The sequence below is a fragment of the Paenibacillus wynnii genome (assembly GCF_030812855.1).
Lineage (GTDB): Bacteria > Bacillota > Bacilli > Paenibacillales > Paenibacillaceae > Paenibacillus_AQ > Paenibacillus_AQ wynnii_A.
Genome location: NZ_JAUSTK010000016.1, coordinates 1 through 19547 on the forward strand (window position 1 = coordinate 1; position 19547 = coordinate 19547).

General features: G+C 44.7%; 14 protein-coding genes and 1 pseudogene. 2 read left to right on the plus strand and 13 right to left on the minus strand.

What is annotated here, in order from left to right:
- Positions 1 to 568: 568 nt before the first annotated feature.
- Positions 569 to 1348, plus strand: coding sequence for a helix-turn-helix transcriptional regulator (locus J2T20_RS15685; RefSeq protein WP_307589856.1), 780 nt, complete (start codon positions 569 to 571; stop codon positions 1346 to 1348).
- Positions 1349 to 1413: 65 nt separating this feature from the next.
- Here J2T20_RS15685 and J2T20_RS15690 read toward each other — a convergent pair whose 3' ends face one another.
- A complete protein-coding gene (locus J2T20_RS15690; protein ID WP_307589857.1) occupies positions 1414 to 4245 on the minus strand; it encodes a glycosyl hydrolase 115 family protein in 2832 nt (943 codons plus the stop codon).
- Positions 4246 to 4533: 288 nt separating this feature from the next.
- Between J2T20_RS15690 and J2T20_RS15695 the strand changes: the two genes are divergently transcribed.
- Complete coding sequence (locus tag J2T20_RS15695; RefSeq protein WP_307589976.1) at positions 4534 to 6270, plus strand: SGNH/GDSL hydrolase family protein; 1737 nt, start codon at positions 4534 to 4536, stop codon at positions 6268 to 6270.
- 94 nt (positions 6271 to 6364) lie between these two features.
- Here J2T20_RS15695 and J2T20_RS15700 read toward each other — a convergent pair.
- From J2T20_RS15700 to J2T20_RS15750, 12 genes and pseudogenes are all read right to left on the minus strand, one after another.
- A pseudogene (locus tag J2T20_RS15700) lies at positions 6365 to 6694 on the minus strand (sigma factor); the annotation flags it as partial.
- A 323-nt stretch (positions 6695 to 7017) separates the two neighbouring features.
- Positions 7018 to 8229: a DNA glycosylase AlkZ-like family protein gene (locus tag J2T20_RS15705; RefSeq protein WP_307589859.1), complete on the minus strand. Its 1212-nt coding sequence runs from the start codon at positions 8227 to 8229 to the stop codon at positions 7018 to 7020.
- Positions 8226 to 8789, minus strand: coding sequence for a GNAT family N-acetyltransferase (locus J2T20_RS15710; protein WP_307589861.1), 564 nt, complete (start codon positions 8787 to 8789; stop codon positions 8226 to 8228). Before J2T20_RS15710 ends, J2T20_RS15705 begins: the two co-directional genes overlap by 4 nt.
- 71 nt (positions 8790 to 8860) lie before the next feature.
- Complete coding sequence (locus tag J2T20_RS15715; RefSeq protein WP_307589862.1) at positions 8861 to 9778, minus strand: helix-turn-helix transcriptional regulator; 918 nt, start codon at positions 9776 to 9778, stop codon at positions 8861 to 8863.
- Positions 9779 to 10623: 845 nt separating this feature from the next.
- On the minus strand, positions 10624 to 12879 hold the full coding sequence (locus tag J2T20_RS15720; RefSeq protein WP_307589864.1) for a GH32 C-terminal domain-containing protein: 2256 nt from the start codon (positions 12877 to 12879) through the stop codon (positions 10624 to 10626).
- A 43-nt stretch (positions 12880 to 12922) separates the two neighbouring features.
- Positions 12923 to 14164: an MFS transporter gene (locus J2T20_RS15725; protein ID WP_307589866.1), complete on the minus strand. Its 1242-nt coding sequence runs from the start codon at positions 14162 to 14164 to the stop codon at positions 12923 to 12925.
- Entirely contained in the window at positions 14161 to 14430 is a 270-nt protein-coding gene (locus J2T20_RS15730; RefSeq protein WP_307589867.1) for an acyl carrier protein, read from the minus strand. The genes J2T20_RS15725 and J2T20_RS15730 overlap by 4 nt, the downstream gene beginning before the upstream one ends.
- A gap of 398 nt (positions 14431 to 14828) precedes the next feature.
- Entirely contained in the window at positions 14829 to 14990 is a 162-nt protein-coding gene (locus J2T20_RS25785) for a Gfo/Idh/MocA family oxidoreductase (RefSeq protein ID WP_373457812.1), read from the minus strand.
- A gap of 677 nt (positions 14991 to 15667) precedes the next feature.
- Entirely contained in the window at positions 15668 to 16198 is a 531-nt protein-coding gene (sigK, locus tag J2T20_RS15735) for an RNA polymerase sporulation sigma factor SigK (RefSeq protein ID WP_307589979.1), read from the minus strand.
- A 20-nt stretch (positions 16199 to 16218) separates the two neighbouring features.
- The gene (locus J2T20_RS15740) at positions 16219 to 17262 is read right to left on the minus strand and encodes a LacI family DNA-binding transcriptional regulator (RefSeq protein ID WP_307589868.1); all 1044 of its coding nucleotides are present in this window, start codon (positions 17260 to 17262) and stop codon (positions 16219 to 16221) included.
- 89 nt (positions 17263 to 17351) lie between these two features.
- Positions 17352 to 18188, minus strand: a complete 837-nt coding sequence (locus tag J2T20_RS15745; RefSeq protein ID WP_307589981.1) for a sugar ABC transporter permease — start codon at positions 18186 to 18188, stop codon at positions 17352 to 17354.
- Positions 18188 to 19534, minus strand: a complete 1347-nt coding sequence (locus J2T20_RS15750) for a carbohydrate ABC transporter permease (protein WP_307589869.1) — start codon at positions 19532 to 19534, stop codon at positions 18188 to 18190. The genes J2T20_RS15745 and J2T20_RS15750 overlap by 1 nt, the downstream gene beginning before the upstream one ends.
- Between the last annotated feature and the right edge of the window lie 13 nt (positions 19535 to 19547).

The window sequence follows — 19547 nt, forward strand, 5'->3', positions numbered from 1 at the left end:
TGGCGAGGTTTAAGTGTTCAAAGATTTGACTGTATTTATCTTCCGGATGCATAAGGAGCAACTCTTTAAAGGAAAATAGCTCTTCTTGTCGAATAGAATAGATGGGGATTACCTCTTTTCTTCTCGGATGTTGGTTTCGTCACCTATATCTTCGAGAATTTGGGGAGGTACTCCTTTTTCTATGCTCAAAAAAACCAGTCCCAGCAAGGGTTTGGAATTATGAAATTGACTCTGAAATACAACATTATTTATTATATCTACTCCGCATGTAGGAAGTGTTGCATAAAATACAACATTAGCTAGCTGTGGAGTCTATCTAAAGTTGGATTGTTGTATTTCATACAACACTTCAACTTTAATGAGCAATTTTCGAGAGAAATGTTATATAAAATACACTATTTCACTCGAAATCGTCGTAGCTACACAATAAGTAAATGTTATGTTCATAGCTGCGGCTGCTGAAAAATAATCCATGCAAGAAGCCGCTGGCGAAGGGGAATCTCCTGCCAGCGGCTTTTTAAATTGGAAGAGTGATGCTATGATTTAACAGAAGGAGGAACAGCCAAGCATGGACATTAACAAATATGAGCATCTTGTTCCGGATGTCTTTCTGTTCGTTGACCGCAGATCCTTCTCAGACTGGGAGATCGGCCGGAGCACCATCGATTTCCATGACCTCACCTTCATCGTTGGAGGCAAGTCCAACTACTATATTAACGGGGAGAAGTTCACCGTGGAGGCAGGCGACATGCTCTATGCCCCTTCCGGCAGCATCCGCGAAGCCCATACCTTCAGGGATGCACCAATGCATTCCTATGCGTTCAATTTCTTCTGGCAGGGTGGGGACAATGATGTGCAGCTTCCCTTCCATACGGTAACCCGAAACTGGCGGACCAAAGAGATCCTGGACGAAATCCGAAAATTCTCGCATGTATGGATGGGCAAGCAGCCTCTCTACAAAATGGAGGCTCGGGCCATCTTCCAGCTGATTATATATCGCCTGCTCAGCATCGCCCACCATCAGCAGGCACCGCTGGTTGATCCGAGGATACATAAGGCAATGGCCTATATCATGGATCATTATTCCGAGAACGTCGCGGTCAGTGAGATTGCCGGTTTGGTTGGCCTGAATCCCGAGTACCTGGGCAAGCTGTTCAAGCAGAATACCGGCTCTACTTGCAAGGAATTCCTCAACCGGGTGCGGGTGAACAATGCCGAGATGATTCTGGCAACAGGCGGCTTTAATGTGTCCGAAGTGGCGGAACACTGCGGTTACCATGATATCGCATATTTCAGCAACGTCTTTAAGCAGATCAAGGGCTATCCCCCGTCATCCGTCCGAAAATAGCAGCGGAGTGACTGTACCGGGTAATCCCCCCCCTTGCTGGTATAGTGTCCGCTTTATTTTACAGATTATTCCGTACGAAAGCTCTCCTCCGGCCCCAGGTACGAATAAGGCAGCGGCGAGGCGGACAGCACCAGCTTCTGCAGCACCAGTCCGGCATCCAAGCCGTAAAAGTGGAGTGTATGAATGCCCTTGGTTAAAGGGTGACGGGTGGTCATAGTATGAATATTATTCATCACACCTCGGCACCACGGTTCATTGTCATGATTTCCGCCCTCAAAGCTCTCCGGCAGAGCATCGGCGATAACCGGTATTTCGCCGTCAAAGCCTGTCGCATATTTCAATCCGCTAAACTGTGACAGATGGTTCGTCGGCGCAATATACGAGGTCAGGCTGTACTCCCCGTCCTGTTGCACCAGCACCCGGTATTCCAGATATGGTGCCTGCTCCGGTAGCCCAAAGGACACACCATCCGGATACATTTTCACCGATGATAAAGTACGCCCGTAGTTCTCAATGGTCCTCCACTCTACCCCGGACTTCGCAATCCGGCTTAGCGTATGCTCCGCTTCGATGGATACTACGTTATGGGCCTCGATGAATGTCATCGGCTGCACATCCTGCACGTCAATCCAGTCTACGGCAGCCTGTACTTTCACCGTTCCCCCTGCACCTGAGATGGTAATTTCACAATTTACTGACTCCCGTACGTTCTCCCAGTCTACAGTAACCTGAATTCTCTCCCCGGTTCCGGTCCAGCCGCTGGTCTTTCCCAGCCTGATCCATTCCGCGTTGCCGGCCACTTCATACGCAAATCCCGTTTCCCCGCCGCTGCTGATCGTAATCGTGTAGCTCTCTTTATGCAGATTCGTAAATACCGGCAGAGCCGCTGTGCCAATGGTATACCCCTGCTCCGTTCCTTCCACAGCGACGATCATCACTGAACCCTTTGCCGGGATAACGGTACTTGCTTCCGGATAACTCCAGCCTTCCGCATCCCAGTTGACATAACCCACATGAGCCGAGCTCATCATTCCCTTCCATTTTCCACCGGATATTCCGGTATTGTAGATCCGCTCCAGCTCCTTGTCCCGTTCAATCGCTTCGCTCACCAGATTGGCGTACTTGTTGGCCAGTACACTGCCCCGCTCCGCGTTAAGCTGGCTAAGTCCGGCATAAATCTGCATTTTGATCACATTTGCTGAGGCAACCGCCGGGAAATAAATGAGCTGAAAATAGGCATCCTTGTGCGACTCTGGAATAAGCTCCCCGTATTTACCGGCAGTCTCCTCTAGTGTGACCGCTTGCTGCAGAACACGCTGGGCCTCCTGATATTGGACAATGCTGAATGTAGAAGGTCTGAGAATTTCCGGTTTGCGCCGTCCGTTCATTCTCGTGTAATCCGCTAATACCTGTGCGATCCCGGCAACCGCCTCTTTATCCACCACATGCCCGAATTGCTGCGCCACCCACTGTTCTGTATAGGCTGCAGTCCTATTGATTGCACCTGTTCCCCACTTTTCAAAGTCATAAGCCAGGTCCAGAAAATAGGATATCGGCAGTTCCATCGGCTTCAAATCCCCGACATTGACGATCCACACCTCACGGATGCCGTAATCGTAGGCCATACACATCTGCTCCCACGTCTTCTCCAGCGGGCTCGTATTTACCCATTCATAGGAATGCGGACCGCCATGATAGTCAAAATGGTAATACATCCCCCATCCGGCGCTGCGGTGCTGCTCTTCACCTGCCGGAATTTTGCGGAGGTTGCCGAAGTTATCATCAGCCAGCAGAATCGTCACATCATTCAAGACATCCCAGTCCTTCAGACCTTCTACTTCGGTAGTACCGTACCAGTATTTCTCCACTTCCTTATAGACGGCCAGAATTTGCGGCGCATGCTCAAGGTTATATTTCTTCAATAGCTCTTTCTGAGTACGGATGATATCCTTCAGCAGCTCAATATTTTCCTGGTCGGAGCCTTCCAGTGCAGAATCGCTCTCTCCCCGCATTCCGAGGGTGATCAGATTGAAGTAATCTTTATTACGCTTGATTCCTTCTTCCCAGAAATCAGTGATAGCCTGCCTGTTCCGGGCAAAATCCCACAGATTACTTGTCCCATACTGCTGATACACCTTCTGCCATTCACTGCCTGCCCTGAACAATGGCTCATGATGAGACGTGCCCATAATAATGCCGTATTCTTCCGCATGTCTGGCGTTCGCCATCGGGTGGCTCTTACCGTTCAGGCTGAATTCGGCGCTCCACATGGCCGGCCAGAGATAGTTCCCCTTTAACCTGAGGATCAGTTCGAACACCTTGTCATAGAAATCTTCATTGAAGTCGCCAAACGCCCCGGTAACCCAAGAGCCCAGGGACGGCCAATCATCATTCAGGAAAATACCTCTGTATTTTACAGAAGGCTCTCTGGAGGTGACATTCAGACCGTTATCGGGAATTTCAAGCAGTGCTCTCTTCTCCGGGTGCACATCCGCAAAATAAACCCAAGGGCTGACACCGATCATTTCAGATATTCTATAAATGCCGTAAATGGTCCCCCGTTTATCGCTGCCGGCAATGACCAGTACCTGATCTACTCCTTCAACCGGGTGTTTTACCATATGGAGTATATAGCATTCCCGCTTATGCTGGATCGAGGATACGTCCAGGTTGCCTGCCGCAATCAATCTATCGATAAGCCTATTGCTGCCGATTGTCCCTGCAATAATGGCCGTATTGCCAAGTTGCTCTGTTTGTGTGATGATTTCAGGTTTAGTTCCGGTTACCAGATTTATATCGACGGCAAAAGACTCCGTGACCCGGCGCAATCCGTCATAATCCTTCGCTGCTGGGTCGATATAAATCTTCGCGGCTTCGCCTTGATTCACTAGTATCATTGAAATTTCATCCCTCCGTACTGTCTTATTCATATACTCAGGCACATTATATAAGTAAAGCGGTTTCAGCAGCCATGTGTAAACTAGATACTTTTTGTAATAAGCAGAGGCGAATTTAGCTCTAGCCGCTGAAATTAACAAATCAGCATTCCAGATATTTCTCGTTTCTGTTACAGTGGAGTCATTGTTAGGCGCTGGCAGCGAATAACACAGCATCGGAATCTGCATCAGCTTCAGATATTACTAAAGCGCCTTCAAAAATATCAATGATCGAGGATGATTTCAATGATGGAAAACAACTACAGCTCTATTGCAGATGGTGCAGCCACCGGTCCTAAAGCTCCTAAAGATCCGGTTGAGCGGCGAAATGGGTTCTTTGTGTTATTCGAAACCGTAATTGAGGCGACTGCGCGGGCCGACGGCAGGCCATCTCAGGAGATTTATCTGGAAGGCAGCTACCTGACCGATAAGTCCAGATATATTGGCGGGGTAACAGATGAACAGATGCTCGAGCTTCTCAAAAGCTGGAACGGTTTCCGCAAGCTGGTGCACAGTATCGGTGTATCTGTGATGGCGAAGAACGAGCAGGGCGAGGTCTCCTTTCTGCTGCAGAATTGGGGTAAAAGAAATAAGTATGAAAGTGGAACCCGGCTGCGTGTTCCCTGCCCCAGCGATGGCACGGAGGTTATTCTGAAGCTGGAGGATTTGGCGTGGTCTGCAGATGATGATGTTCCCGGCAAATTTGCGTTTGAATTCAATCAACCGGGTGAGCTGGCGACGGCGAGTATTATTTTCTATTTGAATGACGGTTACTCGGTGCCCGAGCTGACGGCTGAATCACCTGTTGATTTCGGCTCTGACGAATACCGGAAGATGATCGCGAAGTCCTTACTGCACACAGGCAATAATCACAGATTGAAGTTAGCTATAGACAAAGCGATACGCGGCGAAGATGTCACGATTGCCTATATCGGAGGTTCAATTACACAGGGTGCGGGTGCCAAGCCGATTCATATCGGATGTTATGCCTATCAATCTTATTTACGCTTCAAAGAGTTGTTCGGCAGGGATGGCGGGGAGAATATTCATTTTGTCAAAGCCGGAGTTGGCGGCACACCGTCCGAGCTTGGAGTCATCCGTTATGAACGGGATATACTCAGAGACGGATCTGTGGCTCCGGATATCGTAATTGTGGAATTTGCCGTTAACGACGAGGGCGATGAAACGAAGGGTAATTGCTATGAGAGCCTATGCCTGAAAATCCTGGGTGCTGACAACCGGCCGGCGGTTATTCTCCTGTTCAGTGTGTTTGTGAATGACTGGAACCTGCAGGAACGGCTCTCCCCTGTCGGACTGCGCTATAACCTCCCCATGGTCAGTGTAAAGGACGCTGTAACAGCGCAGTTCAAGCTGACCAAGGCTGAGGGAAACCTCATTTCGAAACGGCAATTTTTCTATGACATCTATCATCCTGCGAATGACGGACACCGGATAATGGCCGATTGTCTGAAACATCTGTTCTCCGAAACTTATACAGCGCAAATGGACGAAGAGGATATTAATTGGGATCAGCCGCCGGTGATCGGGAATGATTTCAGCAGCATCCGTTTGCTGGACCGCATGAGCCTTAGTGAGACTGCAATGATTGAAAAGGGAGGATTCACGGAGCTTGATATGGAGCTGCAAATGGTAGAAATGGATACTAACCCTTACGGAACTGCAGAATTTCCGCATAACTGGATGCATTCGGCCTCGTCCGGGCAGGCAAGCTTCAAGCTGACGATCACAAGCAGCATCCTCATTCTAGTATTTAAGGATTCCGGCAGCGCCGAATTCGGCAGCGCGGATATTTTCGTGGACGGCACGCTGATGCTCACCGCTGACCCGCATGAGAACAACTGGACACACTGCAATCCGGTGATCCTCTATCAGAATGAGAGCAGCCGTGAGCACAAAATCGAGATCAGAATGGCTGAGGGAAATGAAGATAAAAGCTTCACTATACTGGGCTTCGGTTATTGCTGACGAGAGTGGTTTCCACTTTATTATCTATAACAAAAAAGGTGTCCTCTTAGCCGTTTTATGGCTAGGGGCCACCTCCAAACCTCTCCCCCCAACTCTCAATATTAAGATCTACTGTGAGCAGCAGATCATCGGCTCCTGATCCCAAAATATCTATTAAGGTTATTTCGTTTCCTTCCTTGTCCGTTCCTATCGGATCGTGCAGCGACACGTCCTTTCGGGTCTTTTTGAGTGAACGGAGGTGCATGAGGATCTCATTCTCGATACAACGGGCGGCAAAAGTGGCTAGCTTCGTCCCTTTGTTCGGGCGGTAGCTTTCGATGGCCTTAATGAGTCCGATCGTCCCGATTGAGATCAAATCTTCCATATCCTCTCCCGTATTGTCGAATTTTTGACGTTGTGGACACGATACGATGTCAAGATTATGATTTTTGGTGATTCCCCACTGTCCTGTGTCTAGTCCGAATCTTCCGATAACATTGAACTATCGTGTTATTTTATGACTTTTTTAAGAAATGCTCTAATCAAGGGGTGAACTCTATTTTTAAATGCTGAACGTTCAGGCTGAAAAAGCGTTCCAATAAAGAAGGGATGATTAATTAGTTCCATAATTCGAGTTTCTCCATCTGTATCCACTCCTGCTATTCGCATATCTGCCTTCTCTAAGAGAGGAGCAACCCACATTTATGAGGCGGTGGGATTCTCCTCCTTATGCTCTGCTTCAGAAAGTTAATTACATTCTCTTTTATCTTATTCTCTTATTATCTTATTCAAGCTCTCCTCCGTAACTCCATCAGCTTGTAGATATCTACTAAAGGCATACAACTCCTTTTTTATAGCTGAGTTCAGTTCTTCTGAGATCACAACACCCTCTTCCCACCACCAGTTTTTAATGACGAATGGATTACTGCCTCTATGAATTTCCGGCTCGAATCTTGCTACGATTTGATCTCCATATAGAACTGGAAGCACGTAATAACCGAACTTGCGTTTCTCTACCGGAACGTACACTTCCCAACTGTACTTAAAGTTAAAAATTTCTTCGGTCATTTTCCGATCCCAAATCAGATTATCCAATGGAGCTAATATGCGGACTACCTTTTCCTTTGCTTCATATGTTTTATTTAAAATCTCTAAATCCTCAACTCTTATATAGAAAATGTCCTCTATTCCTTCAATCGATATCATTGCAAGCTTATGGTCTTCTACTAACTCTGAAAGGATAGAAGCTCTTAGTTCTTTGTCAGAGAGAAAATGCCCGAGCCATCCACCGCCATTTCGCTTCCACAATAATCCGGAACTTCCTACTCTCCTTTTAAAATACCACTTGTAAAATTCCCGTTCATTATTAAAGGGGGCAGTACCATGTAGCAGTTCGTAAGGCAACAGCCTTTCGATTAAATCATAAACCTTTTGTGTATTCTTTTTTCTGAAAATACCTAACTCGCCTGTATTAAACATAAAATCCATGGCCACTCCAGACAGGTTCTTTTGTCCCCATCGACCATGCCCGATCCCTCCCAATTGCACCTGTGTAGATTGAAGCGGTCCCTTATCAAACATTAGATCTCGAATAAAATCCACATGTAGTAAAGCATCAAGAGATCCCCTTCTTTGTAAAATGAATCTCAATTCTTCTTCCTTCGCTTTTCTTAAACGTTGAAAATAAGGCCAGTCTGAAGTAGAGTAAATAGACATCATTTTATCCCAACCGTCAATCAGCGATCGTTCCTTGTATAACAGATTCTCGAGATAGGCCAGCGAGTATTCTTTTATCCGAGCTTGAAATACCAGGTCAGCATTTCTTCCTACTACATCAAGTGGGTCGTACTGTACACATCCTACCCTTTTTATGTACTCCAAAATACCCTTCTCGCCAGAAAATACATTGGAATTATCTAGACCGTGGTATTTAACTAGAAATCGCCTTGCTTCCGAATTAGTAATTTTTAAGGGTTTCATGATATACGATAATAATCTGGATAGGGAATTATACTTTGATCTGGCACTTCAGAGAACATACAATTCTTTAAGGCTGACACCCGTTGAGCATCTATTTTCTCAGCTTTAGTTATAATTTGTTCTATTTCAAAATCTTTAAAAAAATGATCGGTTGCCATATTCAATATTTCATTAAATACACTTTCTTTTTCAGCGGATGATATCATATCAATTCTTAAGATGCCGATTTTGCACTCTCCATCAAGGAATCTGGTAGTATTCGGAATAGGGGCAATTTCAATAGTTCCAATTATCTTATTTGTCGTTTTATTAGTTATACTCCATCTGATAAAAAATTTTTCCTTGAATACTGTAATCCATCCTCTAATAGCCTCCAACACAGGCTCAATGCCATGGAAATCCCAAACGCCTCCACAATTATCATTATTCATGTGGCTTTTTGTAATTGGATCGGAATAGCATTCAAACAAATCTTTCGCATCCTCTTCTTTAACTAGTGAAAAAAGCATTGACTCCGTTTCATACACTGGGCATTTTTCAAAAGGATTCACTGTTTGCATTGTACTTCCTCCTAATGAGCTGATGCTTATATTTTATAAGAGTAAGGGCGACATCTGTATGTCGTATTTGTCTAGTATAACTTGATGATTTCTCTGGCCTTTTTTAGAATCCGCTGTTTTAATTCTTCAGGCTCTAACACTACAACTTTATTACCAAGTGACAAAATAGTCCCGAACCATAAATGCTCATTTTCGGGTACATACAATTTCAGAATAAAATCTCCATTTGCATAATCTTTCTCAATACTGCCGTTCAAATACTCCATTGCAAACATTTTAACTTCAGCTTTGCATCGAATTATGCACGTTATGTATGTACGAGTATCGATGGCTTCGTATCTTGCCATCAATAGATCTGCACGCTCATGTTCTTTAGAAATGTGCTTGTCTATAACTTGGATATTATTCATTCGCACCAACTTATAAAGCCTGTAATCCTGTTTGTTGGTGCAATAGGCGAATAAATACCAGGCATACCACTTGTAAGTCAGCAAAATCGGATCTACTTCTAGTTGACTTGTCCAATTTTCTGCATTGGTGTATTCAAATGAAATTATCTTTTTCCTAGAAATAGCATTTTCAATAAGTTGTATTCTATTATCTGTATCTTCACCTTCACGAAGAACGCCAAAATCCAAAGATATATTATTTGTAAGAGATTGGCTGCTTGAAACTGACACTATTTTCTCAATCGTCTTCTCAATTTTGGGATTACCGTAGGCAGTAGACAATCCTTTAAGTGCTGTCAGTATGTGTGCATAATCACTTTCATTGGCAAGCTGACGCTCCATCTTAAAACTATTCATAATAGAATAACCACCATCTTTACCATAAGACGAAACGATAGGAATCCCGGATATATTTATGGTCTCAATATCTCTCTGTATGGTTCTGTGTGATACTTCGAATTTTTTAGCTAATGTCCGTGCGCTAACCTTTTCCCTATTTAATAGAAATATTACTATTCCAAGCAAACGTTCAATTTTCAAAATGTTTCACCTCAATAAATCAATTTTTACTACTGATAAATAGAGAGGGTTTTCCTTGATATTGTTTATACTCATCTGCTAATGGACGTGAAATAATTCTTTTGATAAAGGCCTGCTGTGGTGGGTTTTTTAAGTTTTGAGGAACCACTCTCATTTATATTGGCACTTCCATCTCGAAATACTAACTTAACGTAACCAGACACGGGTGTATGCAGTAGTAAATTGTTTACATCAGACTATTCATATTCCGATGTATATTCGAAATCACATTGTCAGCATATCGAATGTACGTTCCTATGTAAATGAAATATTTAAATATCTGCCCGGTTAACATGTCTCCACCAGTCTAAAAAGATATATTTCCTTCTACATATTTCGCACCGATGAGATCATGTAACTAACATCAAGATATTTTCAGATGATAAGATTAACTATACACGCTTCATTTCTCTCCAAAATCCAATGGACAATATAAGAATGAATATAAATTGAATACCAAAGTATAAAAAAAGCAACTTATCCGTAGACAAGTCGCTTTCTATACGCTGAATTATTAGCGGTTAATACTTTTAAACTTTATCATGGGCTTACCGCTTCACCTTATAAAACTCATGATACAGCTTCATTGCAAGTCCAGTTTTCCGTGGAAAATCGGTCGGAATGATCAATAGTTGAACACTTCAAAACTGGAATGGCTGGCTTAGACACCATATAGCAAAGGTGTAGACGAATCCGACAAATCTCACCTATGCTTTATAAACAGCGACTCTTGTCTGCTCTTCGGAAGTCTGTCCGGTTTGGTTGTAGATTGTTGTGATCTTTGTTAAAACCATCCCTTGAAGAGTCTAACTCTCAAACGCAGGTTTCATTTCCCATACCTCCATCGACTTTACTGTTAAGGTGCCGTCGCCCCAAATCTGCATACCAAGAGCATCCGTACGGCTCGGATAAACGCGAGTCGTCAAGCTTTTCAATTCGTTGGCGTAAGCCTCTACCATTGAACGATCCAAATAAATTCTCAACTTCAAATTCGCTCCGTCCAACTCCACCCTTCCGCCTTGAATACCTTTGTCCCAATCTGCCAATTCGTCCAATGATGATTTGTTTCGGTCTACGATCAAAGCTGATTCCTTCATATCATAATAGAGCAACGTTTCTTCTTCGCCATCGGGGGAGCAGCGTAATTTCATTCCTAACTGTGTGCATGTTCCCGCCTCCAGCTCAACCAGTATTTCCAGCATATCGCCTTTGACTTCTTTCAACAGATCATTGGCTTCGTTTAACGATTTATCTTCCATGGATGTGAGTTTTTCGCCGTGAAGCAGTTCCATTTCTTCGATAGGCCTTATTCCAAGTCGCCCGTCCTCGTGAAGGAATATGCTAAGGGGAATTCCCGCGTTATGCGCATATCCGGAATAATAATTAATTTCTGACGTTCTGACTCCCTGGGAAATGGTGAATATAAGTTTACGTCCCGTCCTCGGGTCAACCATGCCGCTAGGACCCGTAAAATGGAAATCACCCAGATCGATCAACTGCGGTTCTTCCTGATCTGGAGTAAATCGCATGGCAACCTTGTCGAAGGTACCGATCCAGTAAAAGACTTCAACGTCTGCTTCAGGGCCAAGAGGACTAATGAGCAAAATATGTTTTTCAGATCCGGTTTTGTCCTGACCGAGAGGAAGAAATACGGGCAATTCCCACATATTACCGAGATGAGTGTATTTCTTGTTATCACTTATATAAAAGGGACCCTTATACTTCCATTCAATCATGTTGTTTGACGTATAAGCAAGAATCGTTCCCCCTTGGCCATCGGTGCCCGAACCGATCAGCAGGTACCAAGTGTCCCCGTCTTTCCAGACAAAAGGATCGCGGAAATCGCCATAAAAACCCTGACCTTTCTCTTGAACGATGACAGGTACGGGGTGCTTCTCCCAACGGATTAGATCGTTCTCACCGTCTTTCAGAAAAGTGCTTCGTGCCAGTCCTACCCGTTGGTTCGGAGTGGCGCTGTCATCGCCGGCGGTATAGAACAATGCCGGAACGCCGTTCTCGTCATAGGCAGAGCTGCCGGACCAAACACCATCCGGGTCAAGGCCGTTATCCTCCGGAGCAAGCGCCCATGGCAGATCTCGCCAATGCGCTAGGTCATTGCTAACCCAATGGCCCCAATGGATCGTATGCAAATACGGCCCATGCGGATCATGCTGATAGAACAAATGATATTGCCCGTTAAAATAGATAGGCGCATGCGGCTCATTCATCCAATGCTGCGGTGGACAGATATGGTATTGCGGGCGGTGCCTGTCGTTTGCAAGCAAGCGGCGGTCCAGTTTGATATCATCGTACGGAATCGCCGGAATGGAACCTCCGTAAGGAGTCAGATATTCCCGGTAAGACTGTCTTACTTCCTCCGGCGAAAGAGCTCTATTGTACATTTTTAATTCATCGATCATGCCGCTGTACATATTAAGCACATACGGTGTATCGCCCAGTATGAAGCCCTTATTATTCTTGGCGATCATTAAATCCCTGTTACAAAGTGTAATTGCAGTGTTAGCAACGATTGATTTGACCGCTACCTCTTCACCGTTCAGATAGAGCTTCATCACGGCATTCCTACTATCAAATGTTGCAACAATATAGGACCATTGATTTAGGGGAAGGGAATGTCCATCCGCCCAAATTTCAACCCATTCGTTATTTAATCCTACTTGCATGGACCATTGACCGTGACGTAAAATACCAAGGACAAAACCTTCCTTTTTCTCGCGGTCATGTTGATTTACAATGGGCGAAAGCCTTGCTTCTATGCCTCTTTCATAAGTACGGGGCGCTACCCATGCCTCAACTGTAAGAGCATCTTGTGGCATAACCGTTTTCACCGCTGGACGAGCAATCCAATTGGAGTATCCGTCAAACATCAGCGCATTTCCGCTGATTCCTTTTCTCCTTTGCGGGTCATGCGAATTGTTATACCGCGCTTCGTTTAACGCATACTCAATCTTATCTTTGATTCCGGTAACGTGATCTAACGCTTCCTTTCCGCTTGCTTCGTCAAAAGACCAATGGCTGATCAATCCTTGTTTATTTTCCATTCGAAATAATCTTTCCCTTCTCTGTATATTTGTACAGGGCATCCTAGAGGGTGTTCATCCCTTTAGCCTCAACCAACGGTTCCTTTCGGAATAAAGGTGCAATAATCAGAAGTCCACCTCCAAAAAAAACACCGGCTAACAGATACATCACCATAACGGACAACTGATCCTTCAGCCATCCCGACATGCTCATCGTTATCAGCATCGAGCCCATAAAGAGAGGAGACAGGATGCCGTTCACTCGACCGACATAGGCTTGCTCCGTATTTTTCAAAATCAAAGTCTGAACCGCAACCTGAAAGCCGGGCGTAACCATGCCGATGAAAAATTGAGCCAAGAGCGTAAGCCACATAAACGTCGATAGACCGGAAATCGCCATACACAACGCATTGACCGCCAAACCGATAGCAAGCAGAGAGCGCGCCTGCATGACTTTGCTCAGCATTACCGTTAAGGCTCCGCCGAGAATCATCCCCATACCGTTCAAAGAGAGCAGCCACTGCAAATATTCCTTCGGCAATCCAAGTCTATCCGTAATGAGAAAGATGCCCAAGGGCTGGATAAACCCGACGCCAAGACCGGTAAAACAAAAGCATGTTCCCAACAAAAGTAAAATTCGTTTCTCCCTGATATAATGCAGGCCTTGAACCATTTCAATCCTTAAACTATTCGAATGTTCCATTTTGTCGAGCTTAGTGTCTGTAGGCAGCAAAGTTAAAACCGTAGCCGATAGTAGGAAACAAACCGAAACCAGACCGATAGAGATCGAAATGCCGAATTGATAATAACACAGCGTACCCAGTACCGGTCCGAGCAACGTAAAGACGGCCATCACGGACTGGAACAAAGACATTCCAGTCTGAAGCTGATCCTCCGGCACATGCCTCTTAAACAATTTCATACTTGATGGCTGAGAGAATTGCGACAAAATTGAAGAGACCAGCGTTGCCAAAAAGACGGCCTTCCATGTACCAAGCAGCAAAGCCAGCAGAACGAACGCAACCGAAACCGCACTGCCTAAATCGCACCAGACCATCGTTTTTTTGGGCTTCCATCGGTCTGCCCATACGCCTCCTATAAAGGAGAAGATAAATATTGGCGCAAATTCAGCAACTGATATCAGGGATACGGCTAATGCGCTGCCGTTCGTCTTCTCCATTACAAACATCAAAACCGCAAAGTTTCTGACCCAAATTCCAAGCTGCAAAAAAGTCATGGATAACAAAATCCCAATCATAAACCGATTCCGCAGTAAACTGCCCATCCCCGCCGTATCCTTTTTCATAGGTTCACCGTTCGGAGAATACGATCGGCCATATACTCGGAAAGCTGTTCTACCGTCGAAAATTTCAGTTCTTCCCATTCCGCGCTTTCTAGTTCAAGGCCGAACTCGGTCTCGACTCTGACCAAAAGACGTATGAAATCGAGCGAATCGAGCCCTATAGCATGTTCATAGGGAGTCGTTACTGCATCTTTTATTTCGCATGAATGAATGTGAGCACGCACACCATGGTTCTGCTCCAGCATAGAAAAGCTGAATTCACTTTCCATTTCAAGACAAACCCCTATAGAATGACCAGAATGACGCTCGTACCGGAAAGACCAAGAATTTGCCAGTACGCATTCGTAGCCCCTTCCGTGGTATCTGCTAATAGATGAATAAGAGTTTTCCAGACAGTCCAAATTATCGTCTCGTTGAGACGGCACGGAAAGAATCAATAGCATCTGTCCTTTCTACTAATCAAATATGTAAACGATTACGTAAACGATTATATCTCTCGACTTTTTTTATTATAATTAGATCAATTAATAAAGTCTATTAATAATTTTCAAAAATCAGGAAATTGAATTCCGACAAGCCGATCTGAACTTATTCGCCAAGAATCAAAAGTTACTAATAATTTTTAAGTTCGAGATTTGTCTGTTCAAATAAGTGATTTCTGAAGATCTCAAAAAAAGCGATCATTGAAGTTGGTGAGCAGCACATGCTTTCCTTTTCGTAGAATTTGCGCTGCCATCTGAAAATGACTGTTCGGTGGCGTTGCGTTCAGCACAGCGTCGATGTCTGCATCAAGCAAAGCTTCAAGCCGCGAATAGGACAGATTACACAGAAAAACAAAGAATTTGTTCTTTACTCGGTATACCTATGGATAAACAACTTTCTATAGAATTGTCGTCTTCAACAAAGAAAAAATAGATAGTCAATATAATATTAAAATCGCGGTTCACCTGAAACGTTGACGGCGATTTCGCATTTTTCATAAATGATTTTTCGCATTCTACAGGTGGTTCTTCATAACCTTCTCAACTCTTCTAATAGAAAAGGATGGGATAAGTTCTTTGCCCCAATAAATGAGTATTCCCCCCCTCTATGGAGCCAAGATTACCTATCAAAATACAAAAACGTGGAAGGATTCAAACGATCCGGCGCCTGAGTCTAAATAACGATCGAAGACCTCTACCGGAACCCTCCAGCGGATGGGCGTGTAATATGTGTGGATAGTTTGGTCCGCTCTCGCTTCAACCTTACCGTGGGAACCACTAGTTTCAAAAACCAAGAAGCATCAGGATATTCTTCGATTCTTCCAGATCCTTCGGCGCCGATTTCATCGACCGAAGCGCTTGTATGTGATCCTGGATAATTTCTCTCCGCACTTGCACATAAAGTGAAAGATTAGACCTGGAATTGGTTTCATATTACAAGTCAAAATTCAGACTTCCATTCTAACTAAATTTGAAATGGAACGCACCAAAAAAGCAGCCTGTCAATAGACAAGCCGCTTTTTACTCACCGCTTCACCTTATAAAACTCATGATACAGCTTCATGAGCGCTCTTTTCTCTATCCTTGATACATAACTCCGGCTTATCCCAAGCTCCTTCGCAATTTCCCGTTGCGTCCGCTCTTCCCCGCCTGTATCTAAACCAAACCGTCCAACAACTACTTCCTTCTCTCGGTCATCCAGAATATCTAGATTACGATATATTTTACTCTTCTCAATATTAAGATCTACTGTGAGCAGCAGATCATCGGCTCCTGATCCCAAAATATCTATCAACGTTATTTCGTTGCCTTCCTTGTCCGTTCCAATGGGATCGTGCAGCGACACGTCCTTTCGGGTCTTTTTGAGTGAACGGAGATGCATAAGAATTTCATTCTCGATACAACGGGCAGCAAAAGTGGCCAGCTTTGTTCCCTTGTTGGGGCGGTAGCTTTCGATGGCCTTGATGAGTCCGATGGTTCCGATGGAGATTAGGTCCTCCATGTCTTCGCCTGTATTGTCGAATTTTTTAACGATATGGACACGACACGATACGATGTCATTCCCAGTATTTCATATTATTTTGCCGACAAAGTGATTTCGGATACGGATTCCCGTTCGATGATTTTATGGGGCAAATAGAAATTCCCTTTTCCTGTCACTTGACCGGAGTCAGTGAGCACTTTCATCAGGTGTCTTACGCTTTCTGAACCAATCTGCCCGAAAGGCTGCTCGATTGTCGTCAATGTCGGCGTCGTCATGGTGCCCACCGATAAATTGTCGTAACCGATGACCGAAATATCTTCCGGCACGCGAAGCCCGGCATCGTGAATGCATCGCATCGCCCCGATTGCCATCTCGTCCGACGCGGCAAAAACAGCGGTAAGTTCGATCTTCTCATTATTGGCAAGTAATTGCTTCATGGCCACGTAGCCGTCGTCGAAGCGCATGTCTCCAAAAGCAACAAATGAATCCGAATAGGGAAGGTTATAAAAATCGATCGCCTGTTTATAGCCCCTAAAACGCAATTGCTCGCTTCGCTCCGGTTCCGTCGGCAATGCGGATATCATACCGATGTGCCGGTGCCCTCGCGAGACAAGATAAGCAACCGCATCGAATGAGGAGCGGATATCATCCACTTTAAATGCCGGAAGTTTTCCGTTTTCATGCGAGCTCAGCACAAGAGCAATCGGGATTTGCACTTGTTCGATCAGATCTTCATAATCGCCGGGCACGTGGCAGCTAGCCAGAATAATACCATCCACCATACGTTGTTTGACAAAGGAAAGCGCCTTGGATATTCCTTCGTTGGACATATGCTGGCTTTTCAATTCATATAGAAGCAAATCGATGTTATGCTCCTCTGCAACCTTGCTAATTCCGCTATATAATTCACCGAAATAGAAAGCCGTGATATAAGGAATAATGATACCCAGCGAAAGCTTTTTATTTTTAACGTTGGATAGTTTTGTATTTTCGTTCGCAAAATAATTCAACTTCTTAGCGGCATGCATGACCCGCTCCCTTGTTTCAACGTTTACCATTTCAGGCTTGTTCAGCGCTCTGGACACGGTTGCAATCGAAATGCCTGCATGCTTCGCAATATCTTGAATCGTTGCCACCAACAAACCTCCTCGTTCTATCCCTAAGAAATGCCTAGTCTATTTTATTATACCTAATACAAACACGATCTAACAGCTTGATCTTCCACTTATCCTTTTTCCGCTCCCGATGTCAACCCTTCAATCAAGTACCTTTGCAAAAACAGAAACAGCAGCGTAATCGGAACAGCGATCAGAACGCAGCCCGCCGCAAACATCGTGAACTGACTCTTTGTTTTATCTGTCATCATATCGTACAATCCGACCGCGAGCGTTTTTTTCTCGGAGGTCCGGAGAACCAGCTTTGAAAAAATGAAGTCGGTAAACGGGCCTGTAAAATTCATAAGCACCGCGAATACGAGAAGAGGTTTTGACAATGGCATGACAATGCCGAAAAAAATACCAAGGTGACCTGCTCCATCGATCCGGGCAGCTTCGATGAGACTTCTTGGAATGGTATCGAAATAACTCTTCGAATAAAGGAAGAAAAGAGGCGCTCCAGCTGCGGAAACGATAATGACCGCTGCATGCGTATTCAGCAAATTCATCTGATTGAGCAGAACGTAAATGGCAATCATGCTCATAAAACCAGGGAACAAACCGAGCACAAGCAGGGTGCTCATGAGATTCTTGCGTCCTTTAAAACGAAACATCGATAAGACATAGCCGGTCATGAGCACCAGCATCGTTCCAATCATCATACTGAGTATCGAAATTTTAAGAGTGTTTCCGTACCATTGTATAAATGGGTATTTCACAAACAACTCCTCATAATGAATCAACGTAAAGGCGGTTGGAATAAGGGTTTCGCCATAGAGAGAGTCGCCCGGACGGAAAGAGGACATCAGCACCCATAAAGCAGGATATACGCAAAAAATCGCGGTTACACCAAGTATGAAATAGCCGAAAGTTTGAAACGTGATCCTTCTTATTTTTTTGGCGTTGATCAAAATGCATCCTCCTCTTTGAACGCTTTCGTTCGGCGAACATTCCAAACGGCAAAGGCAGCCAGAATGATAAAAATGAATATCCCGATGACGGAAGCAAAATTATACTGCCCTTGATCCATCGACAGCTTGTAAAGCCACGTGATCAGTATGTCGGTATGACCGGCAAATCGATAATCTCCATTAACAGGGTTGCCGCCGGTTAAGAGATAAATGATATTGAAATTGTTCATGTTGCCTACGAATTGCATAATCACGAGCGGAGTCATGGCGTGCATAACGACCGGGAATGTAATGAGCCGAAGTTTCTGGAAGCCATTTGCCCCATCCATATCCGCCGCTTCGTACATATCTCCAGGTATCGTGGACAAAATCCCTATGATCATTACCATGATAACAGGAAACCCGAGCAGCAAATTGACTAGAATGATCGTTACTTTTGCCCAAGCGGGATCCGAAAGCCAAGGAATCTTGGAAATTCCCATCAAGCTCAAATATTGGTTCACAGGTCCGAACTGACCGTTAAAAACATTGCGAAGGATCAAGGTTGAAACGAACATTGGAATCGCATAGGGGAGAATGAAAATCGTCCGCCAAAGCTTCTTGTATCGTATATCTTTATGTTGGACCAAGAGCGCAATGGCAAATCCGCCGAAGAAACAAGTACATGTCGCAAAGAAGGCCCATATAAACGTCCACAAGGTGACACCGTAAAAAGTGTGACTCCAGGCTTGAAGCCGAAAAATATCCCGAAATGCGCCAAGTCCGTTCCAATCGACCAGGTTTGCCGGCGGCATATTGCTTTTGGTGAAATTCGTGAAAGCGAGTAAAATCATGAACACGATCGGCATCACCGTGAAGAAAAGAATACCCAACATGGGAATGGAGATAGCAAGATGCGGAAAACGGTAATCGGCGACATATTTTAGCGTTTGTACGAAAGTATTCAATCGTACTCCTTTTTCCAGCAGCTTTCCGCACCGGTAAGCATCTTTGACATTCAGCAAATACATACATACCATCACAATCATGAGAAATACGGTTATGAGTCCCTCGACCAGTAAATAGATGGAATGATCTCCCGTAACCTGCTTGTACAATTTCCCTACTTTAATCAGCTGAGTTTCTGTCTCCCCCATCGTTACCAAACCCCAAATGGCACGAGGCAACTTTGCAAGGGCCAAATATAGGCCAATACTATACAGCCCCAGAAAGAGGAAGCCTTTCCCATATTGCCGATTGTGCAATTGGCCAAGCCCCATAATAAGGATCGACAGGATCGCGCTTTTCTTGCTATGCTGCCTCATGTCGTGCTGAAGTCGTTTCTCGATGGACAGCTGTCGCATACTAAACCAGCTC